The organism is Ligilactobacillus agilis, from assembly GCF_025311475.1.
Classification (GTDB): Bacteria; Bacillota; Bacilli; order Lactobacillales; family Lactobacillaceae; genus Ligilactobacillus; species Ligilactobacillus agilis.
On sequence record NZ_CP104397.1, the window covers coordinates 730,167 to 756,637 of the forward strand.

Genomic DNA, 26,471 nt, shown 5'->3' on the forward strand with positions numbered 1-26,471 from the left:
GTTCTTGACGGCGGGCTTTAAAATTGATAATCTTAGGAAGAAATGACGAAGGTTTACTTTCGTTAAAGATTTAAAATTCGCTTTTTGAACAAAGGAGTCGCTGAAAAATCATGTCTGAATTGATTTATACTGGCAAAGCCAAACAAATGTGGACCACAGAAGATGAAGATGTTTTACGAGTTGTTTATATGGATCAAGCTACAGCCTTGAATGGTAAGAAGAAAGATCAAATTAAAGGTAAGGGACAAGTTAATAACCAGATTTCTACCTTAATCTTTAATTACCTAAAGGCTAAGGGAATTCCAACTCACTTTATAAAGAAGCTTTCTGAAACAGAAGAGCTGGTCAAAAAAGTGACTATCGTTCCCCTAGAATTTGTAACTAGAAATATTGCCGCCGGCCACTTTGCAAGCCGGTTTGGTGTTAAAGAAGGAACACCTTTCAAGCAACCAGTCGAAGAAACATACTATAAGAGTGATGAACTAGACGATCCTTTTATGAATGAATCACAGGCCTTGGCCTTAGGAATTGCCACTAAGGCAGAACTTGATTACATGTGGGAATTGTCTCGGAAGGTTGACCAGTTACTCATTCCTTTGTTTGCAAAGGCAAATTTACAGTTAGTCGACTTTAAATTAGAATTTGGGCGCTTGGCTGACGGGACGATTGTTTTGGCAGATGAATTTTCACCAGATAATTGTCGCTTGTGGGATTTAACCACTAAAGCCCACATGGATAAAGATGTCTACCGTCGAGATTTAGGTGATTTGACTCCAGTTTATGAAGAAGTATTAACTCGGTTAGAAAAAGTTTTAGCTAAGGAGGCTAACTAAAAATGGTTGAAGTTAGAATTTACGTCACATATAAGCAATCAGTATTTGATCCCCAAGGTGAAACCATTACTGACGCAATTCATGCGCTCGGACATGATGAAGTTCAAAAAGTGAAGGTTGGTAAGTTTTTTGATGTGACCCTTGACCCAAGTAAGAAGGATATTGATCAAGCTGTTAAGGAAATCTCGGAACAATTGTTGGTTAACTTTAACCTTGAAACATACCGTTACGAAGTGATGGAGGAAGCTTAATGAAATTTGCAGTCATTGTTTTTCCAGGTTCTAACTGTGATATTGATTTATACGAAGCTTTAAAGACGGTTTGTCACGCCGAAGTTGAATATGTTTCTCACAAAGAAACTAGTTTGGCTGGGTTTGATGCGGTGATGGTTCCAGGAGGCTTCTCTTATGGAGACTACCTTAGATGTGGGGCAATTGCGCGCTTTGCTAATATCATGCCGGCGTTGATTGAATTTGCTAAGGCGGGTAAGCCCGTGTTTGGAACTTGCAATGGGTTCCAAATTTTAACGGAAGCTGGGCTTTTACCTGGTGCCTTGAAGCAAAATGACAGCTTGAAATTTGTTTGCAAGACGGTCGCCTTAGAGGTGAATAACCAAACGATGTTTACCTCTGAGTACGCTGATAAAGAAGTGATTAAGTTACCAATCGCGCACGCTGATGGTTCATACTATGCTGATGAAGAAACTCTGGCTAAGCTAGAAGCTAACAATCAAATTGCCTTCCGCTATCATGGCGAAAATCCTAACGGTAGCTTGCATGATATTGCTGGAATTGTAAATGAGCAGGGTAATGTTTTAGGGATGATGCCTCACCCAGAACGGGCAGTGGAAGCTTTACTAGGTAACGAAGACGGACTACGCCTTTTTAAATCAATTTTAAAACATGGGCACCAAACGGAGGAAGTAGTAAATGGCTAAAGAATTAACACCCCAAGAAATTAAAGATCAAAAGCCTTACTTAGAATGGGGTTTAACAGAAAAGGAATACGACTATATTGCTACTGAATTGTTAGGACGCTTACCTAACTACACTGAAACTGGCTTGTTTGCGGTAATGTGGAGTGAACACTGCTCTTATAAAAAATCCAAGCCGGTCTTACGGTTGTTCCCTAATAAGAATGAACGCGTATTACAAGGGCCTGGTGAAGGTGCAGGGATTGTCGATATCGGTGATGGCCAGGCAGTTGTTTTCAAAGCCGAAAGTCATAATCACCCTTCTGCTGTTGAACCTTACGAAGGAGCTGCGACTGGTGTTGGGGGAATTTTACGTGACATCTTTAGTATGGGGGCCCGTCCGATTGCTTCCCTAGATTCTCTGCACTTCGGAGAAATTGACCGACCCCGAACTAAATATTTAATTAACGAAGTGGTCGCTGGGATTGGTGGCTACGGTAACTGCATGGGGATTCCAACCGTTGCTGGGGAAATGACTTTTGATGAGTGTTACACTGGCAATCCGTTAGTAAACGCGATGAGTGTTGGGTTGATGGACCAAAAGGATATGCAAAAAGGCCGGGCAACAGGGGTTGGCAACGCCGTAATGTACGTTGGGGCTAAGACTGGTCGTGATGGCATTCACGGGGCCACCTTTGCGTCCGCTGATTTTGCTGACGATAAGGAAACACAACGGTCTGCTGTTCAAGTGGGCGATCCGTTTATGGAAAAGCTTTTGATGGAAGCTTGCTTAGAATTGACTAGCCAACACGCTGACTGGTTAGTGGGTATTCAAGATATGGGTGCAGCCGGGATTGTGTCTTCGTCTTGTGAAATGGCCTCTAAGGCTAATAGTGGCCTCGAATTAAACCTAGATTACGTGCCCCAACGTGAAGCTAACATGTCAGCTTACGAAATTATGTTAAGTGAGTCTCAAGAACGGATGCTTCTTTGTGTTAAAAAGGGGCATGAAGAAGACGTCCAGGCTATCTTTAAGAATTATGACTTGGAAGCAGTCGTAATCGGCCGGGTAACAGCTGGACATGACTACGTGCTAAAGCACCAAGGACAAGTAGTAACTAACATCCCAGTTTCAACCTTAACTGATGATGTTTTGGAAGAACCTAGCCAAGAACGGGTACCCGCACGGTTAGCAAACGCAGACACTGAAAAGTGGCAACCAGAAATTAGCGATGCAAGTGAGACCTTGAAAAAGTTATTGGCCCAACCAACTATTGCCTCTAAAGAGATGTTTACTCAAACCTATGACTCCCAAGTGCGGACTAGTACGGTGGTAGGACCTGGTAGCGATGCGGGGGTTATCCGGATTCGGGGAACGAAAAAGGCCCTAGCGATGACAACCGATGGTAATGGGCGCTTTGTCTACCTTGACCCTAAGGTTGGTGGTAAGATGGCGGTTGTTGAAGCAGCCACTAACGTTATCTCAAGTGGGGCCTTACCACTAGCGATGACTGACTGCTTAAATTATGGTGACCCTAACGATCCAGAAATTTACTATGAGTTACACCAATCGGTTCAAGGAATGGCTGATGCTTGCTTAGCTTTAGATACACCCGTTATTTCTGGGAACGTTTCCCTTTATAACGAAAACAATGGGGAAGCAATTTACCCAACGCCGATGGTCGGAATGGTTGGTTTGATTAAGGATGTTAATTACGTGATTCCATCCTTTGTTCAAACTGCGGGTGACTTGGTTTACTTAGTAGGTCAAACTGGTGATGATTATGCCGGGTCAGAATTACAAAAGTTATTGACCGGTAAGATTAGTGGTTCATTAGCTGACCTTGATTTGGCTGAGATTAACGCTTACCTTAAGAAGTTATTGCAAGCAATGGAAACAGGACTGGTTAAGAGTAGCCATGACCTTAGCGAAGGTGGGTTAGGTGTAGCCTTAGCCGAAACAGCCTTTAAGACTGACTTAGGCCTAGACTTAGACTTAGCCTTAACTAAGGCACAATTATTTAGTGAAACTGCTGGTCGGTTGGTAGTAACAGTTGCCAAGGAAAAACAAGCAGCCTTTGAAGAATTGTTGGGACAAGCAGCTAGCTTAGTAGGACAAGTTACAGCAGAGCACAAGTTAGTGGCTAAGTTAAGTGATGGTCAGTTGCAACTCGATTTAGCTGAGGGTCAAAAAATTTGGGAGGAGGCCATTCCATGTCTTATGAAATCAAAGGCTTAAACGAAGAGTGTGGAATCTTTGGGGTTTTTGGAACTCCTAATGCTAGTGCCCTAACTTACTTTGGCCTTCATAGTTTACAGCACCGTGGGCAAGAGGGGGCCGGGATTGTCTCTAGTGATGGCCAGCGTTTACACCAATACCGGAATCGGGGCTTGTTGGCAGAAGTTTTTGCAGATCAAAAAGACCTTGACCGCTTAGTGGGCCAATCCGCAATTGGCCATGTTCGGTATGGAACCAGTGGTAATAATTCAGTTGCTAACATCCAACCCTTCTTATTTAGATTCCATGATGGTGATATTGCCTTAGCTCATAACGGCAACCTGACTAACGCTAAGTCATTGAAATATCAGTTAGAAGACCAAGGGGCCGTTTTCCAATCAACTTCTGATACAGAAATTTTAATTCACCTTATCCGGCAAAAACGGGAATTAGGCTTTATAGATGCATTAAAGGCGAGTTTAAATGAAGTCAAGGGTGGCTTTGCGTTCTTATTGTTAAAGAAGGACTGCTTAGTGGCTGCCCTAGACCCCAATGGGTTTCGCCCTTTGAGTATTGGTCAGTTAGAAAATGGAGCTTACGTGGTCGTTAGTGAAACCTGTGCTTTAGATGTTATTGGGGCCAAGTTCGTCCGCGACGTGCTTCCAGGTGAGTTAATCATTATCGACAAGGATGGCTTAAAGATTGACCACTATACTAAAGACACCCAGTTAGCAATTTGTTCAATGGAGTATATCTACTTTGCCCGTCCAGATTCAATTATTCATGGAGTAACTGTTCACAACGCCCGAAAGAAAATGGGCCGCTTGTTAGCTAAAGAACAGCCAACAGTGCAAGCTGACATGGTTATCGGGGTGCCTAATTCTTCCTTATCCGCGGCTTCGGGTTACGCAGAAGAAGCAGGCTTGCCGTATGAAATGGGTCTAATCAAAAATCAATATATTGCCCGGACCTTTATTCAACCAACTCAAGAATTACGTGAGCGGGGAGTTAAGATGAAACTCTCGGCTGTGCGCGGGGTAGTTGAAGGTAAGAGCGTAGTGGTGGTCGATGATTCGATTGTGCGGGGAACAACCTCAAAACAGTTAGTGAAATTGATTCGGGATGCCGGTGCTAAGGAAGTTCATATGCGGATTGCTTCACCTCCTTTGAAGTTTCCATGTTTTTATGGGATTGATATGTCGACCCGGGCGGAATTAATGGCGGCTAATCACAGTGTTGAAGAAATGCGCCAAATTATCGGGGCTGACAGTCTAGGCTTCCTCTCGATTCCGAGTTTGATTAAAGCAATTGACCTACCGGATGCGGGTGACGCCCCTAATGGTGGCTTAACGGTTGCATATTTTGATGGTAATTATCCAACGCCTCTATATGACTATGAGGAAGATTACCTAAAGTCGCTAAGACAAGGCTGAAAGGGTGTAAAAAATGAGTCGTTATCAAGAAGCTGGCGTTGATGTTAACGCCGGGTATGAATTAGTCAGAAAGATTAAAGCGGATGTAAAGTCTACCGCCCGTTTGGGAGTCATGGGGACTGTGGGTAGCTTTGGGGGGATGTTTGATCTTAGTAGCCTTAACGTCAAGGAACCGGTCTTAGTTTCGGGGACAGATGGCGTTGGTACTAAACTGATGATAGCTCAAATGCTAGCTAAGCACGATACAATCGGAATTGACTGTGTGGCTATGTGTGTCAATGACATTTTAGCGCAAGGAGCAGAACCCTTGTATTTCTTAGATTATATCGCTACCGGGCATAATGACCCCGAAAAAATGGCGGCGATTGTAGCGGGGGTAGCCGAAGGGTGTCGGCAAGCAAACTGTGCTTTAATCGGGGGAGAAACTGCCGAAATGCCTGATATGTACGCTGAAGACGAGTATGATTTAGCGGGCTATTCAACTGGGGTGGCTGAAAAAAGTCAGCTTTTAACGGCCGCTTTGCCCCAAGCAGGCGATATTTTAGTGGGCTTACCATCTTCGGGCCTGCACTCCAACGGTTACTCGCTAGTAAGACAAATCATCTTTAAAGGTGCCGGTTTAGCTTTAACTGCTAAGCCAGCAGAGCTTTCAGGCAAGACCTTAGGTGAAGTGTTACTCGAGCCAACTAGAATTTATGTTAAGGCAATTTTACCTTTAGTTAAAGCGGGCTTAGTTAAGGGCATCAGCCATATTACCGGGGGTGGATTGATTGAAAACCTGCCGCGGATGTATGGGGATGATCTCAAGGCGAAAGTGGATGCGACTAGCTGGCCTAAGCTACCAATCTTCACCTACTTGCAAAAGTTAGGTCAGCTTAGTGAGCAAGATTGTTATGAAACCTTTAATATGGGAATTGGTTTAGTCTTGGCCGTTTCGCAAACAGATTATCCTAAGGTAAGCCAAGCCCTAAGTCAAGCTGGTGAAGCTCACTATCAAATCGGGCAGCTAGTCGAACGGCAGGCTGATGAAGATAAAATTTCAATTGAGAAATCGAGGTAGGATTATGCGGGTGGCAATTTTTGCATCGGGAAATGGTTCCAATTTTGAAGTGCTGGCACAAAAATTTCAACAAGGCCAAATGGCTGGTGAATTGGTACTATTATTTTGTGACCATCCTGATGCCTATGTAGTAAAAAGGGCTGAGAAGTTCCAAGTTCCAGTAGAAACATTTACGGTTAAAGCTTGTGGGGGAAAGCAAGCTTATGAAGAGCGAATTTTACAGGTTTTAAAGGATTATCAAGTCGACTTTATCGCTTTGGCTGGTTATATGCGGGTAATTGGACCTACTATTTTAGCCGATTATGAAGGAAGAATTATCAACCTTCACCCGGCTTACTTGCCAGAATACCCTGGACTCCACTCGATTGAACGGGCTTTTGCCGATAAGAAAAAGCAAACTGGGGTAACAGTTCATTATATTGATTCCGGGCTAGATTCGGGCCCAATTATTGCCCAAGAACACGTAGCTATTCTTCCAACTGATAGTCTAGCCAGTCTAGAAGAGCGGATTCATGCCTGTGAGCACCGCTTGTATCCGCAAGTTCTACAAACAATTTTAGCAAATCAAGCCAATAACTAAAGGGGTTATAAAAAATGAAACGAGCATTAGTTAGCGTATCTGATAAGAGTAACTTAGTAGATTTTGTTAAGACCTTAGTTGCCAATGACTATGAAATTATCTCAACTGGTGGGACTAAGAAGGTGTTAGACGAAGCTGGTCTTAAAACCATTTCGGTCGAAGACGTAACTGGTTTTCCCGAAATTTTAGACGGCCGGGTAAAAACCTTAAACCCATATATTCACGGGGGCTTGTTAGGCCGGCGTGATTTGCCAGCTCACTTAGAAAAAATGGCTGAGTTAAAGATTAAGCCGATTGATTTGGTCTGTGTCAACCTTTATCCATTTAAAGAAACAATTCAAAAACCAGGTGTGACCTTAGCTGATGCGATTGAAAACATTGATATTGGTGGTCCAAGCATGGTTCGGTCCGCAGCTAAAAACTACCAAGCAGTAACAATCGTGGTGGATGCAGCTGACTACAAGCAAGTTGCTGAAGAAATTGCAGCTAACGGGGATACAACTTTGGAGACCCGTCAAAAATTAGCGGCTAAAGCATTCCGGCATACAGCCGCCTATGATGCCTTGATTGCTGACTACCTCACTAAGCAAGCGGGAATTAGTGCACCCGAAAAGTTGACTTTAACTTACGACCTTAAAGAAGAAATGCGTTACGGCGAAAATAGTCACCAAAAAGCTTACTTCTATGAAGATGCCTTACCAGAAGCTTACTCCATTGCCCAAGCTAAACAACTTCATGGTAAACAATTATCTTACAATAATATTAAGGACGCTGACGCAGCCATTAGGATTGCTAGAGAATTCAGTCAACCAACTGTGGTGGCCTTGAAGCATATGAATCCATGTGGGATTGGCCAAGCTGATAACCTAGAGCAAGCCTGGGATTTAGCCTATGAAGCTGACCCAATTTCAATCTTTGGGGGCGTAATTGTCCTCAACCGTCAAGTTGACTTGGCCACTGCTGAAAAGATGCACAAGCTCTTCTTGGAAATTATTATTGCCCCAGGCTTTGACCAAGATGCTTTTGAAGTTTTAGCTAAGAAAAAGAACTTACGCTTACTTCAATTAGACTTTGACCAAAAAGATACTGCCCAAAAACCAGAGGTGGTTTCTGTTTTAGGTGGTTTATTAGTCCAAGACCAAGATGTTTTAGCAGAAGACGTCAAGGATTGGAAGGTGGTCACCAAGGTGGCTCCAACTGAGGAACAATTAGCTAGCTTAATGTTTGCTTGGAAGGCAGTTAAGCACACTAAGTCCAATGCGATTGTGGTTGCTAACGGTGAACGGACACTAGGAATTGGGGCAGGCCAGCCTAACCGGATTGATTCAACCAAGATTGCCATCAAGCATGCGGGGGCTGCCTTAGACGAACATGCTGTGTTAGCTAGTGATGCCTTCTTCCCAATGGATGATTGCGTTGAATACGCTGCTAAGCATGGGATTAAGGCCATCGTTCAACCTGGTGGTTCAATTCGTGATCAAGATTCAATCGAGATGGCCGACAAGTATGGGATTGCCATGGTAACAACGGGTGTCCGTCACTTTAGACATTAATGAGGTAGGAAGATGACCAAAAAATTACGCTTATTAGTAGTAGGTGCTGGTGGACGTGAACATGCAATCGCTAAAAGCTTAGCACAAAGTTCATTGGTAGAAAAAGTTTTCTGCGCTCCTGGTAACGTGGGGATGGCTAGTGACAAGATTGAGGTTGTCAATATTGGTGAGTTGGAATTCGATGCCTTAAAGGGTTTAGTAGCAGAAGAACAAATTGACTGGACTTTTGTCGGGCCGGAAAATGCTTTGGTAGCCGGAATCGTAGATTCCTTTGAAGCCGATGGCTTAAAGATTTTTGGCCCCAACAAGGAAGCAGCCCAACTTGAAGGCTCTAAAGATTACGCCATGCGGTTTATGGACCAATACCAGATTCCAACGGCTAAATTTGCAACCTACCAATCTTCAGAAGCTGCCATTGCAGGTCTTAAGGATTTTAGTGAACCAATCGTAATTAAGGCTGATGGCTTAGCTGCTGGTAAAGGGGTAGTGATTGCTCCTAGCAAGGACGAAGCTGAAGCTGAGATTAGGTTGATGTTTAAAAAAGGCCAAAAGCAAATTGTCTTAGAAGAATTTTTAGCAGGGGATGAGTACTCACTCTTTGTGTTAATTGGTAAATCTGGTTACCGGATTTTACCAATGGCTCAAGACCACAAGCGGGCTTTTGATCAAGATAAGGGGCCTAATACTGGTGGGATGGGTGCCTATAGTCCGGTACCACAACTAGCAAAAGTAGATTACCAGTGGATGTTAACAGAGGTGGTCGAACCAACGATTGCTGGTTTGAAGCAAGCTAACCTTAATTATCAAGGGGTGCTCTACATCGGGATGATTCTAACCGCCCAGGGTCCTAAGGTAATTGAGTATAACGTCCGGTTAGGTGATCCGGAAACCCAGGTGGTCTTACCCCGCTTAGCCACTGATTTTGCTGAGTTAATTAATGCTTTTGTAACTGAAGCTAATCTTCCAGAGGTTAAGGTTAAACCTAACGCTTGTTTAGGGGTTGTTTTGGCAGCGGCAGGTTATCCGCAAGCGCCCCTTAAAGGCCAAGCAATTTCCTTACAGTTGGCTGACGAAAGCTTAGACATCGACTATGCTAACGTGACTGGCAGTCTAGACGACTTGAAAGGAGCTGGGGGACGGATTTTGACCGTGCTTGCAAGTGCGCCTTCGCTAGCAGAAGCTCAATTGAAAGTTTACGAATGCCTCAATAGTCAAGTTCAAGCGGAAACATTCTACCGTAAGGATATTGGCTTTAGGGCGACTAAGGCTTCATTTTAAAACAACTTAAGATAGTGTAAAAAACTCCTCCGGTGCGAATCTACATTCCAGTCGGAGGAGTTTTTTGGGAATTTAAAATTCTTGGTAAACAGCAGGGTCTTGGTTTTTAAGCCGACCGTTAGGTTTGTCTAGCTCAGTAATGGCTGCCAGTTCTTCAAGGGTTAACTCAAAGTCGAAAATATCTAAGTTAGCCAATTGGTGCTTAGGAGAGTTGGCTTTAGGAATAATCCCTACCCCTAGTTGGAATTCCCAGCGTAAAATAACTTGGGCAGCAGATTTATGGTGTTTGTCAGCAATAGCGTTAATGACAGGTTCTTGTAAAACAGAACTGGCCCGCCCTAAGGGACTCCACGCTTGAGTGAAAATTCCGTGGGCTTGATCATATGCCCGTTGGCTAGCTTGGGACCAGTATGGGTGCAATTCGATTTGGTTGACAGCCGGAGTAACGCCAGTTTCAGCTACCAAGCGTTCCAAGTGTTCAGGCAAAAAGTTGCAGACTCCGATTGAACGAACGAGGCCAAATTTTTGAGCAGCAATTAAGGCTTGCCAAGCTTCGACATAGTGGTCTTCTTTAGGGTTAGGCCAGTGAATTAGGTAGAGGTCATAATAATCTAGTCCGGCCCGGTAAAGGGATTCCTGGATGGTGGGGATGGCTTGATCGTATGTTTGGTGTCTGCCCGGCAGTTTAGAGGTTACGAAGATGTCTTCACGTTTAATGCTAGAACGTCTGATGGCTTCCCCCACGGTCCCCTCATTTTCATAATTAAAGGCTGAATCCAGTAAGGTATAGCCGTTGCTTAAGGCGCTATTAATAGCGTTGACACCTTGAGCTCCGTTTAGTTTGTAGGTTCCAAACCCAAGTACGGGGATTTGGTTGCCGTCATTTAAGGTCTTAGTAGGAATTTTAGTCAAATTAATCACTCCCCATAATATATTGTGCAAATGTTTTCACGCCTTAATTATACCACCACTAGCAAAAATGATATGCTTAAGCCCCTGCTATTTTTGCTATAATTGGTTGTGACATTAGATAAAAGAAAAGAGGGATAGAATGGCAGATTTTACCTACCAGGTCTTTAGTGAAGTAGCTAAGCAAAAAACGTTAGTGGCTGCGGCCAAACAATTACAGGTGACGCCGTCGGCGGTTAGTCACTCCTTGGCGGGGTTTGAAAAACAATTAGGCTTTCCCTTATTTGTACGCAACCGTAACGGGGTTAAGCTAACACCCGATGGGGCTAAAATTTTACCGATTGTTCAAGAACTATTAAACACGGAGGCTAAGCTGGCCGAAGAAGCGGCCCGGATAAATGGACTTAACCAAGGGCAAATTAGGATTGGGGCCTTCAGTAGTGTCTGCATTAACTGGTTGCCCGATATTATCAATAGCTTCAAGCAAACCTACCCTGAAATTGAAATCAGTGTCCGCCAAGGGACTTTTAACGAGGTGGTTGAACAAGTCCGCTTGGGGACGCTTGACCTTGGGTTTAGTGCCTTACCTATTAAAGAGAATTTAGAAGTAATAGCCTTACACCAAGATCCAATCTACTGTATTGCCCCAGTCGGCTTTAAACCTCGCAATGGCAAAACAATTACCCAAGAAGACGTAGTTAATGAGGAATTTATCCTCCAGCAAATTGACTATGACCGTGATACCAAGCGGGCGCTGGATGCCTATAACGTCTCCGTCAACTCGATTCAGTACAGTATCGATGACGCTTCTATCATTGCCATGGTCGAAAGTGGTTTGGGCCTGGGAATCTTACCTGACTTAGCCTTGCAAAATTTAGCTGGTAAAGTGCAGACCTATCCTTTTTCTAAGGAATTTTACCGGACAATCTGTTTAGTGGCCCATACCAAAAGTCAACAAACTCCTTCAACCAAGGCCTTCATCAAGACGGTTCAAGAGTATATCAAGCAACGATATGCTTAATAGCTAACTAATTTACTGTTATTTTTAAATTTTTCCTTAGTTAGCCCGTTTTTTACTTGCATCTGGAAAAGAAATTTGTTAATATTCATGGGAAATTGTTGAACGCGAGGTGACATAATGGAAACAAAGATTGAAGTTGGCGATAAGGTCAAATGCAAAAAATTTGGTTCGCTAAAGCATGATTTCATTGGCTCAGTCGAAAAGAAATATGAAAATTCAGCCGTAGTCGCAATCTTGGAACATGATAACGAAGATAACGTGGCCGTAACTGATTTTCATAACCGAGCAGTTGTCCGTTTTGACTGCATGAAAAAAATTTCTGCTTAATTAAAAAAAAAACGTGACATTAACAAGAATCTATGCTATAGTTATTCTTGTTGATGCGGGTGTAGTTTAGTGGTAAAATCCCAGCTTCCCAAGCTGATGTCGCGAGTTCGATTCTCGTCACCCGCTTAACTGACATCTCCGTTTTACGGGGGTGTTTTTTATTAACAATTCGATGATAGAAGAAAAGTAACCTAGGTAACTTCTTAGCGAGTCTGGGAGGGTGAAAGCCAGATAAGCCAACTAGGCCAAGCGCGCTTCTTAGAATTACAAGTAGATAATGAAAGTGGATTGCTAATCAAGTAGAGTGGTACCGCGGGAAATTCTCGTCTCTTACGTTTAACGTGAGGGGCGTTTTTTATGGTCAATTTTTTAAGGAGGATTTTATGCAAGATTATAAGTTACAAGTAGCTAATGCAATTAGCGAAGCCGTTGACGGTCAATTAAGTCAAGATGAAATTTTAAGTAAAATTGAAATTCCTAAGGCATTGAATTTGGGTGACTATGCCTTCCCAGCCTTTGTCTTATCTAAGGTATTAAGAAAGGCCCCCCAAGCAATCGCGGCTGAATTGGTAGAAAAAATCGATCAAACTGGCTTTGAAAAAATTGAAGCGGTTGGTCCTTATGTCAACTTCTTTTTAGACAAGCAAGCTTACGCTAAGGCAATCTTGGCAGAGGTTTTAGCTGCTAAAGAAGACTTTGGTAACCAAGACCTAGGGGCCGGGCGGCAAGTTCCGATTGATATGTCTTCTCCTAACATTGCTAAGCCAATGTCAATGGGGCACTTACGTTCAACTGTAATTGGTAACTCAATTGCTAACTTGATGGCTAAGGTTAACTACAAGCCAGTTAAAATTAATCACTTAGGTGACTGGGGGACCCAATTTGGTAAGTTAATGTGTGCTTACGAAATGTGGGGAAGCGAAGCTGAAATTAAGGCTGACCCAATTGCAACCTTACTTAAATACTACGTTCGTTTCCACGAGGAAGCAGAAGCTAAGCCTGAATTAAATGACCAAGCACGTCATTGGTTTAAGCGACTAGAAGATGGGGACGCAGAAGCTACCCGCCTATGGAAGTGGTTTAGGGAAGAATCCCTCAAGGAATTCATGGAAGTTTACGACGAATTAGGAATCAGCTTTGATTCCTACAATGGGGAAGCCTTCTACAACGACAGGATGGATGAAATCGTTGAATTGTTAGAAGAAAAGCACCTACTTAAGGAAAGTCAAGGGGCACAAATTGTTGATTTAGACAAGTACAACTTGAACCCAGCTTTAATTAAGCGGTCTGATGGTGCGACCCTTTACATCACTCGGGACTTAGCAGCTGCCTTATACCGGAAACGGACTTATGACTTTGCACAATCTCTTTATGTAGTAGGGAATGAACAAACTAACCACTTTAAGCAATTAAAGGCAGTTTTAAAGGAAATGGGTTATGATTGGTCCGACGATATCCACCACATTCCATTTGGTTTGATTACTTCTGGTGGGAAGAAGTTGTCGACTCGGGCTGGACGGGTAATCTTACTGCAAGAAGTGCTTAACGATGCGGTTAACTTGGCTACTAAGCAAATTGAAGAAAAGAACCCTACTTTGGCTAACAAGGCTGAAGTTGCCCACCAAGTTGGGGTCGGAGCGGTTGTCTTCCACGACCTTAAGAATGAACGCTTGAATAACTTTGACTTTGATTTGGAAGAAGTTGTGCGCTTTGAAGGTGAAACAGGTCCTTACGTTCAATACTCACGTGCACGGGCTATGAGTATTTTAAGAAAAGCAGGGGTGGATGCTGATGCCGTAACAGGTTCATATGACTTAAACGACCCTGAAGCATGGGAAACACTCCGCTTATTAGGAGACTTCCCAGCAATCGTTAAACGGGCGGTGACAGAATATGAACCATCTGTTGTGGCTAAGTATGCAATTCATTTAGCCAAGGCCTTCAACAAGTACTATGCTCACTCACGGATTTTAGCCGATGATGAGCAAAAGCAAGCACGGTTGGCAATGGTTGCCGCCGTGGCGACTGTCTTGAAGGAAGCCCTTCGTCTTTTAGGTGTCGGTGCTCCTGACGAAATGTAAATTAGTAAGTATGAGTCATCCTTGAGGGTGGCTCATTTTTTTGTAATAAATTTGTTAAAAAAGGATTTGTTAGTTATTTTAAGGATTTAGAGGCTAAAAAACGAATCAAATCCTTAAAACTGAAAAAATAATCCTAAGCTGAATATACAAGGATAGCCACAAAGAAATTTATAAAATTTAAATTATAGATACCATACGAAAGGCTAGGTAGCCTAAAAGTTGTGGCAAATCTAAAATCTGTTAGTGAAAAAATGAACTGAAAGTCAACTTGCCTATTTAAATGTATATACAAGCGTTAAAAAACACTCTGAAATTAAAACGCTACCAATGATTTTTGTTTCCGTTAAAAGCTTATTATAGCGGGGATAATTTTAATTTACTTTCTAAAATTTATAGTAAATTTGAAAGGTAACGCTAGTAGGCAGGCCACCCTTAACCAAGAAATGCTGACCTACTTTAATGACGGGACCGTCACCGGTAAATTTAGTGCCGCTTTAGACCGAGCTGTTAGAGAAGTTAAAAATGACGCAAAGAAGGACGTGCTGAAGAGCGCATGGAAACTATCAAGGGTTTAGTCAAACTTAATTTTACCAAAGAACAAATCATTGATTTTTTGATTTAAAATTTTAATCTAAATCAACAAGAGGCTAGCCAAGCCTATAATCAAGCCACGGCTACAGCTTAACTAAACACTAACTATTCCTGCTAAAGCTAACCTTTTATTGTTTTTTCGCCAGACTCTGGGTACGAATGACTTCGAACCCGGAGTTTTTTTGTGAGAATTTTTCTAAAAGGAAGGTTTTTAGATTCAAAGTTAGCAAAAAGATCCTAGAAAGGCACGCTGATTTCGTAGAGTCCTTTGAAAATATTGCCCCAGCGTTTTAGACAAAGTCTTTTTAATTATAATTCCGAAAAAGACTTGCGTTTATCTTAAGAAAGCGTTACCATTAGTTTGTAATAATTAAAAGGTTTTACGTAGTTTTATTAAGTAGAAAGTAGTGATTAGAATGGCTAACAAGATTGCAGTTTTAGGCAGTATTAATATCGATACCACTTACCGGGTTAACGAATTTCCTAAACCAGGGCAAACTATCCAAGCTCTAAGTAAGAGTTCAACCGGTGGAGGCAAGGGCAATAACCAAGCAGTAGCTGCTGCTCGCTCAGAAGCGCAGACCTATTTCATTGGGATGGTCGGAACTGACGATGAGGGCAAATTTATGCTAGAAAATTTAGCAGAAGAGGGAATCAATACTGATTTAATCAGCCAAAATAAAGAAATTGGTACCGGGACGGCCCTAGTTACTTTAAACTCAGCCGGACAAAATGACATCATGGTTTACGGTGGGGCCAACCAAGCAATGACTACCGAGGTTTTAACCGGAAGTGAGGCAGTGCTGGCACAAGTCGACTTTTTGCTAGCACAAAATGAAACTCCCCAAGAAGTAACGCTAGCGGCTTTTAAATTAGCTAAGAGTCTAGGAGTGACAACTATTTTTAACCCAGCGCCAGCAGGTAAAATTATGCCGGCTCTTTTGGAATACACCGATATCATTATTCCTAACGAAACTGAGTGCCAAGCACTAACAGGAAGTGAAATTACGGATGAGGAAAGTATGCAGGCAGCTGCGAACGCCTTTAAAGAAATGGGGGTAGGTACGCTTTTAATTACGCTGGGCTCAAAGGGTGTTTATTACTCTACCCCAAGTTCTCAAGGCTTAGTTCCAGCTTTCAAGGTGCAAGCACTCGACACGACCGCGGCCGGTGACACTTTTATCGGGGCATTAGCATCCCAACTAAGCAAAGACTTGAGTAATATTGTTCCTGCCTTAACTTATGCCCAAAAGGCCTCTAGTTTGGCTGTTCAAAAGATGGGGGCGGCTTCGTCGATTCCTAGTGCAGAGGAGATTTTGGCACAACTTAAATAACCTGTAGTATCAAGAATAAATTGGAGTAAGTGTATTTTTTTGCTCTATTTTTAAAAGGTTTTACCATTAAAATAACTAGTTTTGTTTTTACAAAATTTCAAAATAAAAGTTTACAAAAGTTCAAACATGAGTTATTATGAAATCGTTATCAAAATAAAGGAGATGCTTTCATGAATTTAGCAAAGTACATTGATCACACTATTTTGGCGCAAGATGCTACTAAGGTGGACGTAGATAAGATTATTGCAGAAGCTAAGGAATATAACTTTGCTTCTGTTGTAGTAAATCCGTATTGGGTAGCTTATGTAGCTGATAAACTCAAAGGAACTGGAATTAATACAGTTACGGTAATCGGATTCCCTTTGGGTGCTAATACAACGGCCACTAAAGTCTTTGAAGCAAATGAGGCGTTAAAAAACGGTGCAGATGAAATTGACATGGTTCTTAATGTGGGTGAATTAAAAGCTGGAAATAATGATGCTGTCTACCATGATATTAAAGAAGTTGTTACTGCGGGCCACAATCTAGGCAAGAAGGTGAAGGTAATCATTGAAACCTGCTTACTAACAGATGATGAGAAAGTCTTAGCTTGTGAACTTTGCAAAAAGGCTCAGGCTGATTTTGTTAAAACTTCAACTGGTTTTTCAAAAGCAGGGGCCAAGGTAGAAGATGTAGTACTAATGAAGCGAACGGTTGGTAATGACTTAGAAGTCAAGGCTTCAGGTGGAATTCATAGCAAAGAAGATGCGCTAGCAATGATTGAAGCCGGTGCAAGTCGATTAGGTGCTAGTTCTGGGGTTAAGATAATGAACAGCTAAAGAATGGAGGTAAGGGTATGAGATTTAAGAGAGTGTTTACAGTAGTCATAGATTCAGTTGGTATTGGTCAAGCAAGTGATGCGGCTCAATTTAACGATGAAGGTGCTGATACATTAGGACATATTGGAGAATTTTGGCAAACGAATTTAAAACTTCCTAACTTAGAAAAATTGGGATTGGGTAATATTAGAAGTGAAAATCCACTTAAGGGAATTAAAGTAGTTACCAATCCTATGGGCTACTACGGTAAGATGCACGAAACCTCGGTTGGAAAAGATAGTATGGATGGCCATTGGGAAATGATGGGTTTGCCAGTAACAGAGCCATTAGGTTTCTTCCCCCAAGGTTTTCCGGCTGAATTAATTGATAAGATCGAAAAATTTAGTGGTCGCAAGGTAATTGTAAATAAACCATATTCCGGCACAGAGGTTATCCATGATTATGGCGAAGAGCAGCTAAGGACAGGTGCACTGATTGTTTATACTTCAGGCGATTCTGTTTTACAAATTGCGGCTAATACAGCGGTTATTTCCCTAGATGAATTATATAAAATTTGTGAGTATGTTCGGTCTTTAACAGTGTCTAAATACCGGATTGGAAGAATAATTGCTAGACCATATGTTGGTGATAACAAGGACAATTTTAAGCGGACGGCAGACCGCCATGATTACACCCTTGAACCAACTGATTTAACAGATTTAGATAGATTAAAAAATGCAGGCTTTGATGTGTTAGCAGTTGGAAAGATTAATGATATTTTTTCAGGACATGGTATTACTCAAGGAGTACACACGAGCAGTAACCACGAAGGAATGTTAATGACCATCGCTAATGCCAAGAAAGATTTTAATGGATTTAGTTTTACTAACTTAGTTGACTTTGATGCGATGTATGGACATCGGCGTGATTGTAAAGGCTATGGCCAGGCGTTAATGGAATTTGATCAGGATTTAGGGAATCTAATTGAACAGTTAAATGAAAGCGATTTATTAATAATAACTGCTGATCACGGAAATGATCCTGGTTTTAGAGGGACTGATCATACTAGAGAGTACGTACCGTTGTTGGCTTACAGCCCAAGTTTGGTAAAAAGTGGTTCCTTAGGAATTAGACAAACATATGCTGATTTAGGAGCAACTATTTTAGCTAATTTTGGCGTTGAGGGTAATGGAATTGGTAAAAGCTTTTTGGATGAATTGAAGTAAGGGGCGATTTTAAATGAGTACACATATTGAAGCTAAAGTTGGAGATATTGCTCCGATCGTGTTGTTGCCAGGTGATCCTTTAAGAGCTAAATATATTGCGGAAACCTTTTTAGAAAATGCGGTTTGTTATAACACTGTTCGTAATGCTTTTGGTTATACGGGGATGTATAAAGGCCAGCGAGTTTCTGTTCAAGCAACTGGCATGGGCATTCCGTCTATTTCAATCTATGCGAATGAGTTAATCAATGAATACCATGTAAAAGTTCTTATCCGGGTGGGAACATGTGGAGCAATGGATCCTAACGTTCATGTTAGGGATGTTTTAATTGGACAAAGCGCTAGCACAGACTCAGCTATTATTAAAAATATATTTGGAAGGGATATTTATTATGCCCCCACTGCTAACTTCGAATTAGTTCAAAAGGCATATTTAGCAGCACAAACAAACCAAATTGCGGTAAAAGTTGGCAATATTCTGTCAGAAGATCGCTTTTATAATGATGAGATAGATCGGCAAAAGTTAATTGATTATGGAATTTTGGCCTCCGAAATGGAAGCAGCTGCTCTATATACAATAGCAGCTAAAAACAAGGTAGCTGCTTGTGCTGTATTGACTGTAAGTAATCACATTATGACTGGTGAGGAAACTAGTGCACAGGAAAGAGAGCGTTCGTTTAATGACATGATTAAAGTGGCTTTAGAAGCTACTCTATAGGAGGGGCAGAAATTATGTATTTAGCTATTAATATTTTAGGGTTAATTGTCTTCTTAGCAATTGGTTATTTATTTTCAAAGGATCGTAAGAATATTAAGTGGAAATCTATTGGAATTATGGTTGCGTTAAATTTAGTTTTAGCCTGGTTTTTGACAGGATTTCCAATTGGACGAATGATTGTTAAGGGAGCTTCGGATGGATTTAATGCCTTAGTACAGGTTTCTTACATAGGGATTGCCTTTGCCTTTCCAGATTGGGTACATGTTAAGCAGATGAATTTCTTCACTAGTTCATTGTTACCCATTTTAATGATTGTTCCTTTGTTTGATATCCTAACCTACATAGGGGTATTACCTTGGATTATTAAGTGGATTGGACGTGGGTTATCCAAAATTACCGGGCAACCAAAGTTTGAGTCATTCTTCTCTGTGGAGATGATGTTTTTAGGGAATACGGAAGCATTGGCGGTATCCTCATTGCAACTAAAACAGATGAGTGCGCCAAGAAACCTAACGCTAGCGATGATGTCAATGTCATGCGTAACTGCTTCTATCATTGGTGCTTATACTAGCATGATGCCTGGTCAGTTTATTTTGACAGCGATTCCAATTAATGTTATCAATGCTTTAATTGTAACAAATATGTTAAATCCGGTAACTGTAACTCCCGCTGAAGATACCATCGCTAAAATTGGTGGTTCAGCGAGTGAGGGCGAAGATAGTACAGGAGAACGCGAGCCTTTCTTCTCTTTTCTTGGGGATTCAATTTTAGGCGCTGGTAAACTAATTTTAATCATTGCAGCAAATGTTATCGCGTTTGTCGCTTTAGCTGCACTAATTGATAAGTTATTGGGCTTAATAAACTCTCACCTAAGTTTAGAAAATATTTTGGGAGTAGTAATGTTCCCACTAGCATGGTTGATGGGCTTGAATGTTCATGATACTTTCCAATTTGCTCAGTATATGGGAACTAAGTTAGTTACAAATGAGTTTGTGGTCATGGGACAAGTAACCAATATTATTGATAGCTTTGCACCTCATTATAAAGCAGTGTTGACTGTCTTCTTAACTTCATTTGCAAATTTCTCAACGCTCGGAATGATCATTGGTTGTTTCAAAGGCTTAGTCAATAAAGAAAAGAATAATCTAATTGCTAAAAATGTTGGCTATCTTTTGTTATCAGGTATTTTGGTATCGCTTTTATCCGCAGCTACAGTCGGAATTTTTGTGTGGTAATTATGATGATTAAAGAGAGAATAAAGCTTAATTTAACAACTGTAAAAAAGGATATTATTGCTGGTATTACTAGTTTTTTTGCAATTTCATATATCGTTATTGTCAATCCATTAATTTTGAGCGACGCAGGAATTCCTGCCAATTTAAGTGTATTTGCAACGATTTTTTCTTCGGTGTTGGGATGCTTGATAATGGCACTATGGGCTGACTCTCCGATAATTATAACCCCTGGTATGGGAGTTAATGCATTTTTTACTTATACCGTTGTAGTGGGGATGAAGTTGGATTGGCAACAGGCTGTTGCAATTTCGATTTTCTCAAGTCTGATTTACCTCCTAATTGCTTTTAGTAAGGTTAGTGATTATTTGGCGGCTAAAATCCCAGCTAGCTTAAAGACGGGTATTACCGTTGGGATTGGTTTATTCCTAGTAACAATCGGTTTAGAAAAAGCCCACCTAATAAAGTCGGGGGGTAAGCAAGCTCTATTAGCTCCGGGTAATTTAACTGATCCGACGGCACTATTATCTTTGGCTGGGTTAATAATAACCTTGATTTTCTTTTTAAAAAAAATTCCAGGTGGCTTTATTTTAGGGATAATCAGCACGAGTTTAATTGCCCTTGTTTTAAATATTAGCCAGGAAAAGACGACAGATATAAGCCTTAGCCAGCTGGGCAGTTATGGACAACTTCTTTTTAAAGGGGATTTTAGTCAGTTTTTGTCACTTAAATTTTTATTGGCGGTTTTTTCCATGACGATGATATTAGTTTTTGAGTCAATGGGAATTTTAGAGGGACTATTGACTGACAAATCAAAGTTTAAACGTTCGTTTCAAGCCAGTGCGGTCGCCACGTTCATGTCAGGTTTTCTTGGAACTAGCCCAACTGTTGCTGCAGCAGAAAGTGCCTCAGGGATAGAAAGTGGTGGTAAGAGTGGAGTAGTTTCGCTGACAGCAGGGTTATTATTCTTAGCATCACTTTTTGGAATTTCTTTACTGGCATATGTACCTGAAGCAGCTATTGCACCGGTAATTATTATTACTGGGGCATTAATGATGAAAAATTTAGCTTCTATAAACTATAATGACTTTACAGATTGGTTTCCTTCGTTTTTAATAATTGTATTGATACCTTTAACGGGTTCAATTTCTACAGGCTTAGCTTTTGGATTTGTTAGCTACCCACTAGTTAAATTGATTGTAGGTAAACACGTTGAGGTAGAACCGATACTTTATCTATTAGGAAGTCTATTTTTAATCGAATTAATTTGTAATGCTGTTTTAGTTTAAAGGAGTGCATGAACATGAGTAAAACTGATGATAAGTCGAAATTGAAGAAGGCTTTAGAAGTAGCAAGGCTTTATTATGAAGCCAAACTAGGTCAAGTCGAGATTGCAGAAAAACTTGGAATTTCACGGCCGACAATTTCACGCTTGCTTCAGTTTGCTCAAGAAGAAGGAATTGTTCAAATAAAAGTAGTGGATCCTTTTTTCAGTATTAGTAAGTTAGAACAACAATTATGTAAGAGATACGACTTAAAGCAAGTAAAAATAGTTTATGCAGATGAAAAAAATTTACAAGAACAACTAGGGAAAAAAGCAGCCAGCTATTTGGAAGAAATAGTCACTGATGACGACATTATTGGCGTTAGTTGGGGAAAAACAATGAACGAAGTAGCTAGGTCGCTGAAAATTCAAAGTGCGACGGGAGTTAAGGTTGTAGAACTAAAAGGTGGTATTACCTATACACCCACTCCGATTTACATTGAACGGGTATTAAAAAATTTTGAACGGGCTTTTAATACCACGGCTTATAAAATGCCATTACCGGTTGTTTTTGAAAATAAACAGACGCATGATATTGTTTTGCAAGATCGTTATATAAAACAGCTAATCGAGTTAGGAAAGCAAGCTAACATAGCTTTATTTACGGTCGGAACCGTCAGAGATGATGCTTTACTTTTCCAAACTGGTTATTTTAACAAAGCAGAAATAAGAAAAATCCAAGCTAATGCTTGTGGAGATATTTGTTCTCGTTTTTATGATGAACAAGGGCAGATAGCTGTTGAAGAGATCAATAATCGAACAGTTGGAATTAAGTTAGAAGACCTAAAGAATAAAGATTACTCAATTTTAATTGCCGGTGGTAAACGAAAATATCAGGCAATAAAAGGTGCACTTATAGGTGGATATGCGAACTGTTTAATTACAGATGTTGAAACAGCTAAAACCTTACTTAGTGAATAGATATCTCCCTAAATCACGGGAGGAATTATAATGATTCGAATGGTAGATGTTATTGATCATAAAAGAAATAAACACCCTTTGAGTAAAGAAGAAATTATGGCTTTTGTGGAAGGTTACACTCAAGGAAAGATACCAGACTATCAGGCTAGTGCACTGTTGATGGCAATTTACTTTAACGGAATGACCTCAGAAGAACAAGCTAATTTAACCATGGAGATGTTAGCTTCTGGTGATAAGCTTGATTTAAGAGATATTCCTGGAATCAAGGTGGATAAGCACTCAACCGGTGGTGTGGGTGATAAGACTAGTATCCCGCTGGCTCCAATGATAGCTGCACTGGGAATTCCGGTTCCAATGATTTCAGGTAGAGGGCTAGGTCATACTGGTGGTACTTTAGATAAGTTAGAAGCAATCCCTGGCTTTAGGGTGGAACTCAGTGAAAGTGAGTTTAAAGAACAAGTAGCTAAAATAAAAGTAGCTATTGTAGGAGCTACAGGGAACGTGGCACCCGCCGATAAAAAGATCTATGCTTTACGCGATGTAACTGATACGGTTGACTCTATTCCTTTAATTGCAAGTTCCATTATGAGTAAGAAGATTGCTTCAGGAACAGATGCACTAGTATTAGACGTTAAAACGGGTAGCGGAGCATTTATGAAAGAGGAGCAGGATGCTACGGCCTTAGCTCACGCCTTAGTAGAGATTGGCAAGAGTGTAGGAATGAAGTGCATGGCGGTAATTTCGGATATGAATCAACCTTTAGGTAATATGGTTGGAAATTCGCTAGAAATTCAAGAATCTATTGAAATTCTAAAGGGGAGGGGGCCTAAAGATATTACTGACTTAGTCTTAACATTAGGGAGCCAGATGGTTGTTTTAGCTGGTAAAGCCGATAATTTAGAAACTGCTAGGAAGATGTTAGTTGAGGTAATTAATAACGGCGAAGCGTTAGCGACATTTAAAAAGATGATTACCGCGCAAGGTGGAAATTCAGCTGTAGTTGACAATTATAAGCTGTTACCACAAGCGCAGTATAAAATTGAATTACCTGCTAAGACAACAGGATATATTTCCAAAATGGTGGCGGATGATATTGGAGTAGCTGCCATGCTTTTAGGTGGTGGACGCCAATCAAAGGAAGATAAAATAGACTACGCAGTTGGACTTGAGTTGCATAAAAAAGTAGGCGATAGTGTTCAACGTGGTGACAGTATTTTAACTATTTACAGTAATAATGAAAACGTTGATAATATTAAGGATATTTTATATAATAGTATCAAAATTAGTGATGAGAGGACGCACTTACAACTAATTCATCAAATCATCAAATAAAGAAGGTAGTTAGTATGACCAAGATAATTTTTGATTGTGACCCAGGCATTGACGATGGGGTTGCACTAGCAGTAGCTCTAACAGACCCAGCGCTTGAACTCGAATTGATATCAACTGTTGCTGGAAATGTAACCGTTGACAAAACAAGCAAGAACGCTTTGAAATTAGTCGAATTTTTTAACAAGGAAGTCCCTGTAGCCGCGGGGGCTAAGAAGCCATTAATCAAGCAATACGAAGATGCCAGTCATATCCATGGCCAATCTGGAATGGATGGCTATGATTTCCCTGAACCTCAGCAGACGGTGACGGCCAAAGATGCAGTGGTGGCTATGCACGAATTGCTTCAAGCTAGCCCGGAACCACTGACGATTCTAGCCACCGGTGCTTACACTAACTTGGCCCTCTTACTGGCACAATATCCTGAAGACAAGGCGAAGATTAAGCAAGTCATCTTAATGGGCGGGACCCTTTCACGAGGCAATATGTCCAGTGTGGCCGAATTTAATGTTTATAGCGATCCCCAAGCAGCTGAAATTGTCTTTAAGTCAGGCCTTGATTTAGTAATGGTCGGCTTAGACGTCACCTTAAAAGGTCGAATTACTGAAGCCAGTCAACAAGCCATTGCTAAGTGTGGGCCAGCAGGGCAAATGCTTGATGGTATTATCAGTGCTGATGGTGATAAGACGGAAGCTGGGACGGCCATCCATGACCTCCAAACTGTCTTTTACCTCCAACATCCAGAGGCTTTTACAACCAAAGATTACTGGGTAGATGTTGTGACTGAGGGACCAGCCCTAGGCGCAACTGTTGCGGATGTTAGAGCAGCCTATCACAAAGAAACCAATGTCAAGGTTTGCTTAGACATTGATACAGACGCGTTTAATGAATGGTTTGTTAACAAAGTTAAGGACAATATGTAGTAAGTCTAAATATCACAAAGTCGCTCCTTATGTTGAATCAATCAGCATAAGGGGCGACTTTTGCAATGTTTGGCTCTGCCCAAAACTTTGAGTGCATCATTTTCAAAGAATTCTAAGAAATCAGCGCGATTTTCTTAGAGTTCTTTTTCTTTGGCTTGAAGTTCAACCAAAGAATGATGCGTTTCTTCATGTTGGTGAAATTGGGCATACCAAAACTAAGGCGTCTAAGTAACTTGATTTTACGGTTGATTCCTTCAATCGGGCCATTTGAGTATTTAGCAAATTTAGGATTAGCGGCATTCAAAACGTGGGCCAGATTTTTATCTGTTGTTAAGGTATTTAAGGGTTGAATTAAGTGATTATTGTCGATATTCTTAATGTTTTTAGGGTAAGCGCCCCCGTGTTTCTTAGTCCACTGAGCCTTTTGAACGCTAACTTGCTTAAAACTTTGTTTAAAGGCACGAAGGCAGCGAGCTAAAGTAAGGACATCATTACAGATAATGGCACGATGAAGTTTATGAATAACATTGTGTGATAGTAGTAATTCTTCTGATAATTCAAGAGCTTCACTAACAATTTGCGCATCAGTCATTGAACATTTAAGCTGTCTGCGATAGCGTGGATGTTCATTGTTAAGCTTGGCAGGGTCAAGAAGGAAAAGACGCCAATGACATTTGAACAGGTTGTATTCAACTGAAGGTTTGGCAAAGAGTTTCATCTTCTTAATGCGTTCATGATTAAAAGCTTGGTTAACCATTTTGATGATATGGAAACAATCTATGATAATTTCAGTATTAGGAAAGAGGCGCTCGGCAACACTAGAGTAATAAGCATTTAAATCGGTAGTGACCGTTTTAACCCTAGCCCTTTGGGCTAGAGAAAAGCCGTTAAAAAATTTTCCGATATTATAGCTAGACTTTCCAGGAAGTAGTGTGACCAAGGTATGTTTCACAGCATCAATGCAGATAAAAGACAGTTGGTTGTCGTTAGTTCTAACCTCATCAAAACATAGATGTTCGGGTAGTGAATCATGGAGGGTGAAGCTAGAGAGTGTAACTGACTCATTAAGGACGTTCACAACGGTAGAAGGGGTGTAACCGTGATATTCAACGGCTTTAGAGCCGCAAAAAATACAAGTAGGTCTTTGGGGAAATTTAAGTTTAGCCGGAACAAATAAGGCTCTATCAAACTTTTTATAAGGCTCAACATGTGGCATTTCATCCATGATTAGTTCTTTAGAAGTTATATTTAAGTAGAGATGATTAATTTGGTTGATTTCGTCCTGGTGTGATGAAAGTGTGTTATAATAATTTTCGAAGTTTATTTTGTGCATCCCCTTTAATATTTGTTTGGTCGCTTATATTATAAATGGAGAAAGCTCAGAATGGGCTTTTTTTGATATTTTTTCTCATAAAGAATGAAAAACTCTGGGTGCGAAATCGTTCACACCCAGAGTTTTGTGGAGACCCCCTTTTTTTAATGTCACTTTGAGTCTAACTCTGTTAGGCCATTTTTGTTGATTATTACGAACTAGCAATTCGAGTAATTAATTATGCTACTGACAACTTTAAATTAAAAATAGTCCCAAGCGCCGTATTAATTTATTGGCGCTTGGGACTATTTTTTGTAAAGAAATTATCTGGTAGTAAGGTTAACCCCTATTACACTATCTAATTATAGATAATTGGGGGCGAAAAACTATTAGAAAAAGCGACTTTAGATTTGAATTTCAGCCAAAAAGCAACTTTAGAGTTAATAGTTTTACTACATTAAGCTAAAGTTCGTTAGCTGAATCAATGCTGATTGATACTGCCTTAGCACTGTTAATGGCGGCAAAAGCGTCCTCAAAACTAACGCAATTAGTAGTTGAAGT

General features: G+C 40.9%; 23 protein-coding genes and 1 tRNA gene. 22 read left to right on the forward strand and 2 right to left on the reverse strand.

The features are described from left to right. Window positions 1-110 precede the first annotated feature (110 nt). The 9 genes from purC to purD are packed head-to-tail and all read left to right on the forward strand — an operon-like array spanning window position 111 to window position 9,868. Window positions 111-833, forward strand: a complete 723-nt coding sequence (gene purC, locus N4597_RS03655) for a phosphoribosylaminoimidazolesuccinocarboxamide synthase (RefSeq protein ID WP_094128395.1) — start codon at window positions 111-113, stop codon at window positions 831-833. Window positions 834-835: 2 nt separating this feature from the next. Then, entirely contained in the window at window positions 836-1,084 is a 249-nt protein-coding gene (gene purS / locus N4597_RS03660; protein WP_050611901.1) for a phosphoribosylformylglycinamidine synthase subunit PurS, read from the forward strand. Beyond that, on the forward strand, window positions 1,084-1,770 hold the full coding sequence (purQ, locus tag N4597_RS03665) for a phosphoribosylformylglycinamidine synthase subunit PurQ (RefSeq protein WP_260904674.1): 687 nt from the start codon (window positions 1,084-1,086) through the stop codon (window positions 1,768-1,770). The genes purS and purQ overlap by 1 nt, the downstream gene beginning before the upstream one ends. Further along, window positions 1,763-3,985, forward strand: coding sequence for a phosphoribosylformylglycinamidine synthase subunit PurL (gene purL / locus N4597_RS03670; protein ID WP_260904676.1), 2,223 nt, complete (start codon window positions 1,763-1,765; stop codon window positions 3,983-3,985). The genes purQ and purL overlap by 8 nt, the downstream gene beginning before the upstream one ends. Beyond that, window positions 3,961-5,397 (forward strand): amidophosphoribosyltransferase, encoded by a 1,437-nt coding sequence (purF, locus tag N4597_RS03675; protein ID WP_089143989.1) that lies wholly within the window; start codon window positions 3,961-3,963, stop codon window positions 5,395-5,397. The genes purL and purF overlap by 25 nt, the downstream gene beginning before the upstream one ends. Before the next feature lie 13 nt (window positions 5,398-5,410). Further along, window positions 5,411-6,457, forward strand: a complete 1,047-nt coding sequence (purM, locus tag N4597_RS03680) for a phosphoribosylformylglycinamidine cyclo-ligase (RefSeq protein WP_167589419.1) — start codon at window positions 5,411-5,413, stop codon at window positions 6,455-6,457. Window positions 6,458-6,461: 4 nt separating this feature from the next. Beyond that, complete coding sequence (gene purN, locus N4597_RS03685) at window positions 6,462-7,037, forward strand: phosphoribosylglycinamide formyltransferase (protein WP_094128412.1); 576 nt, start codon at window positions 6,462-6,464, stop codon at window positions 7,035-7,037. 14 nt (window positions 7,038-7,051) lie between these two features. Further along, window positions 7,052-8,590 carry a bifunctional phosphoribosylaminoimidazolecarboxamide formyltransferase/IMP cyclohydrolase gene (purH, locus tag N4597_RS03690; RefSeq protein WP_094128415.1) on the forward strand — a complete coding sequence of 513 codons (1,539 nt, stop codon included), beginning with the start codon at window positions 7,052-7,054 and terminating at the stop codon, window positions 8,588-8,590. 12 nt (window positions 8,591-8,602) lie between these two features. Beyond that, window positions 8,603-9,868 carry a phosphoribosylamine--glycine ligase gene (gene purD, locus N4597_RS03695; protein ID WP_260904681.1) on the forward strand — a complete coding sequence of 422 codons (1,266 nt, stop codon included), beginning with the start codon at window positions 8,603-8,605 and terminating at the stop codon, window positions 9,866-9,868. Window positions 9,869-9,940: 72 nt separating this feature from the next. On the opposite strand, the gene N4597_RS03700 is transcribed toward purD, so the two are convergent. Beyond that, the gene (locus tag N4597_RS03700) at window positions 9,941-10,780 is read right to left on the reverse strand and encodes an aldo/keto reductase (RefSeq protein ID WP_260904683.1); all 840 of its coding nucleotides are present in this window, start codon (window positions 10,778-10,780) and stop codon (window positions 9,941-9,943) included. 139 nt (window positions 10,781-10,919) lie between these two features. Between N4597_RS03700 and N4597_RS03705 the strand changes: the two genes are divergently transcribed. The 13 genes from N4597_RS03705 to rihC all read left to right on the forward strand — a co-directional run bounded on the left by N4597_RS03705 (window position 10,920) and on the right by rihC (window position 24,598). Further along, window positions 10,920-11,798 (forward strand): LysR family transcriptional regulator, encoded by an 879-nt coding sequence (locus tag N4597_RS03705; RefSeq protein ID WP_050611910.1) that lies wholly within the window; start codon window positions 10,920-10,922, stop codon window positions 11,796-11,798. A gap of 117 nt (window positions 11,799-11,915) precedes the next feature. Further along, window positions 11,916-12,125: a hypothetical protein gene (locus tag N4597_RS03710; protein ID WP_056977243.1), complete on the forward strand. Its 210-nt coding sequence runs from the start codon at window positions 11,916-11,918 to the stop codon at window positions 12,123-12,125. A gap of 55 nt (window positions 12,126-12,180) precedes the next feature. Beyond that, window positions 12,181-12,251, forward strand: a tRNA-Gly gene (locus N4597_RS03715). 257 nt (window positions 12,252-12,508) lie between these two features. Further along, window positions 12,509-14,206, forward strand: a complete 1,698-nt coding sequence (gene argS, locus N4597_RS03720) for an arginine--tRNA ligase (RefSeq protein WP_260904687.1) — start codon at window positions 12,509-12,511, stop codon at window positions 14,204-14,206. Window positions 14,207-15,213: 1,007 nt separating this feature from the next. Then, complete coding sequence (rbsK, locus tag N4597_RS03725) at window positions 15,214-16,131, forward strand: ribokinase (protein WP_260904689.1); 918 nt, start codon at window positions 15,214-15,216, stop codon at window positions 16,129-16,131. A 170-nt stretch (window positions 16,132-16,301) separates the two neighbouring features. Beyond that, window positions 16,302-16,949 carry a deoxyribose-phosphate aldolase gene (gene deoC / locus N4597_RS03730; RefSeq protein ID WP_089143981.1) on the forward strand — a complete coding sequence of 216 codons (648 nt, stop codon included), beginning with the start codon at window positions 16,302-16,304 and terminating at the stop codon, window positions 16,947-16,949. Window positions 16,950-16,966: 17 nt separating this feature from the next. Further along, the gene (locus N4597_RS03735) at window positions 16,967-18,154 is read left to right on the forward strand and encodes a phosphopentomutase (protein ID WP_260904692.1); all 1,188 of its coding nucleotides are present in this window, start codon (window positions 16,967-16,969) and stop codon (window positions 18,152-18,154) included. A 13-nt stretch (window positions 18,155-18,167) separates the two neighbouring features. Next, window positions 18,168-18,869: a purine-nucleoside phosphorylase gene (gene deoD / locus N4597_RS03740; protein WP_089143979.1), complete on the forward strand. Its 702-nt coding sequence runs from the start codon at window positions 18,168-18,170 to the stop codon at window positions 18,867-18,869. A gap of 14 nt (window positions 18,870-18,883) precedes the next feature. After that, complete coding sequence (locus tag N4597_RS03745) at window positions 18,884-20,104, forward strand: NupC/NupG family nucleoside CNT transporter (RefSeq protein ID WP_089143978.1); 1,221 nt, start codon at window positions 18,884-18,886, stop codon at window positions 20,102-20,104. A 5-nt stretch (window positions 20,105-20,109) separates the two neighbouring features. After that, entirely contained in the window at window positions 20,110-21,390 is a 1,281-nt protein-coding gene (locus N4597_RS03750) for an NCS2 family permease (RefSeq protein WP_260904696.1), read from the forward strand. 14 nt (window positions 21,391-21,404) lie between these two features. After that, window positions 21,405-22,346 (forward strand): sugar-binding transcriptional regulator, encoded by a 942-nt coding sequence (locus N4597_RS03755; protein WP_260904699.1) that lies wholly within the window; start codon window positions 21,405-21,407, stop codon window positions 22,344-22,346. A gap of 33 nt (window positions 22,347-22,379) precedes the next feature. Next, window positions 22,380-23,678 carry a pyrimidine-nucleoside phosphorylase gene (locus N4597_RS03760; protein WP_260905207.1) on the forward strand — a complete coding sequence of 433 codons (1,299 nt, stop codon included), beginning with the start codon at window positions 22,380-22,382 and terminating at the stop codon, window positions 23,676-23,678. Between the two features lie 14 nt (window positions 23,679-23,692). Continuing rightward, window positions 23,693-24,598: a ribonucleoside hydrolase RihC gene (gene rihC / locus N4597_RS03765; RefSeq protein WP_260904701.1), complete on the forward strand. Its 906-nt coding sequence runs from the start codon at window positions 23,693-23,695 to the stop codon at window positions 24,596-24,598. 112 nt (window positions 24,599-24,710) lie between these two features. Here the strand turns inward: rihC and N4597_RS03770 are convergent, their stop codons facing one another. Beyond that, on the reverse strand, window positions 24,711-25,823 hold the full coding sequence (locus N4597_RS03770) for a transposase (protein ID WP_260904703.1): 1,113 nt from the start codon (window positions 25,821-25,823) through the stop codon (window positions 24,711-24,713). Window positions 25,824-26,471: the final 648 nt, after the last annotated feature.

Bases quoted from the DNA above. Each gene is read 5' to 3' on its own strand.
- purC (WP_094128395.1), top strand. From the start codon at position 111: ATGTCTGAATTGATTTATACTGGCAAAGCCAAACAAATGTGGACCACA.
- purS (WP_050611901.1), top strand. From the start codon at position 836: ATGGTTGAAGTTAGAATTTACGTCACATATAAGCAATCAGTATTTGAT.
- purQ (WP_260904674.1), top strand. From the start codon at position 1,084: ATGAAATTTGCAGTCATTGTTTTTCCAGGTTCTAACTGTGATATTGAT.
- purL (WP_260904676.1), top strand. From the start codon at position 1,763: ATGGCTAAAGAATTAACACCCCAAGAAATTAAAGATCAAAAGCCTTAC.
- purF (WP_089143989.1), top strand. From the start codon at position 3,961: ATGTCTTATGAAATCAAAGGCTTAAACGAAGAGTGTGGAATCTTTGGG.
- purM (WP_167589419.1), top strand. From the start codon at position 5,411: ATGAGTCGTTATCAAGAAGCTGGCGTTGATGTTAACGCCGGGTATGAA.
- purN (WP_094128412.1), top strand. From the start codon at position 6,462: ATGCGGGTGGCAATTTTTGCATCGGGAAATGGTTCCAATTTTGAAGTG.
- purH (WP_094128415.1), top strand. From the start codon at position 7,052: ATGAAACGAGCATTAGTTAGCGTATCTGATAAGAGTAACTTAGTAGAT.
- purD (WP_260904681.1), top strand. From the start codon at position 8,603: ATGACCAAAAAATTACGCTTATTAGTAGTAGGTGCTGGTGGACGTGAA.
- N4597_RS03705 (WP_050611910.1), top strand. From the start codon at position 10,920: ATGGCAGATTTTACCTACCAGGTCTTTAGTGAAGTAGCTAAGCAAAAA.
- N4597_RS03710 (WP_056977243.1), top strand. From the start codon at position 11,916: ATGGAAACAAAGATTGAAGTTGGCGATAAGGTCAAATGCAAAAAATTT.
- argS (WP_260904687.1), top strand. From the start codon at position 12,509: ATGCAAGATTATAAGTTACAAGTAGCTAATGCAATTAGCGAAGCCGTT.
- rbsK (WP_260904689.1), top strand. From the start codon at position 15,214: ATGGCTAACAAGATTGCAGTTTTAGGCAGTATTAATATCGATACCACT.
- deoC (WP_089143981.1), top strand. From the start codon at position 16,302: ATGAATTTAGCAAAGTACATTGATCACACTATTTTGGCGCAAGATGCT.
- N4597_RS03735 (WP_260904692.1), top strand. From the start codon at position 16,967: ATGAGATTTAAGAGAGTGTTTACAGTAGTCATAGATTCAGTTGGTATT.
- deoD (WP_089143979.1), top strand. From the start codon at position 18,168: ATGAGTACACATATTGAAGCTAAAGTTGGAGATATTGCTCCGATCGTG.
- N4597_RS03745 (WP_089143978.1), top strand. From the start codon at position 18,884: ATGTATTTAGCTATTAATATTTTAGGGTTAATTGTCTTCTTAGCAATT.
- N4597_RS03750 (WP_260904696.1), top strand. From the start codon at position 20,110: ATGATTAAAGAGAGAATAAAGCTTAATTTAACAACTGTAAAAAAGGAT.
- N4597_RS03755 (WP_260904699.1), top strand. From the start codon at position 21,405: ATGAGTAAAACTGATGATAAGTCGAAATTGAAGAAGGCTTTAGAAGTA.
- rihC (WP_260904701.1), top strand. From the start codon at position 23,693: ATGACCAAGATAATTTTTGATTGTGACCCAGGCATTGACGATGGGGTT.
- N4597_RS03770 (WP_260904703.1), bottom strand. From the start codon at position 25,823: ATGGATGAAATGCCACATGTTGAGCCTTATAAAAAGTTTGATAGAGCC.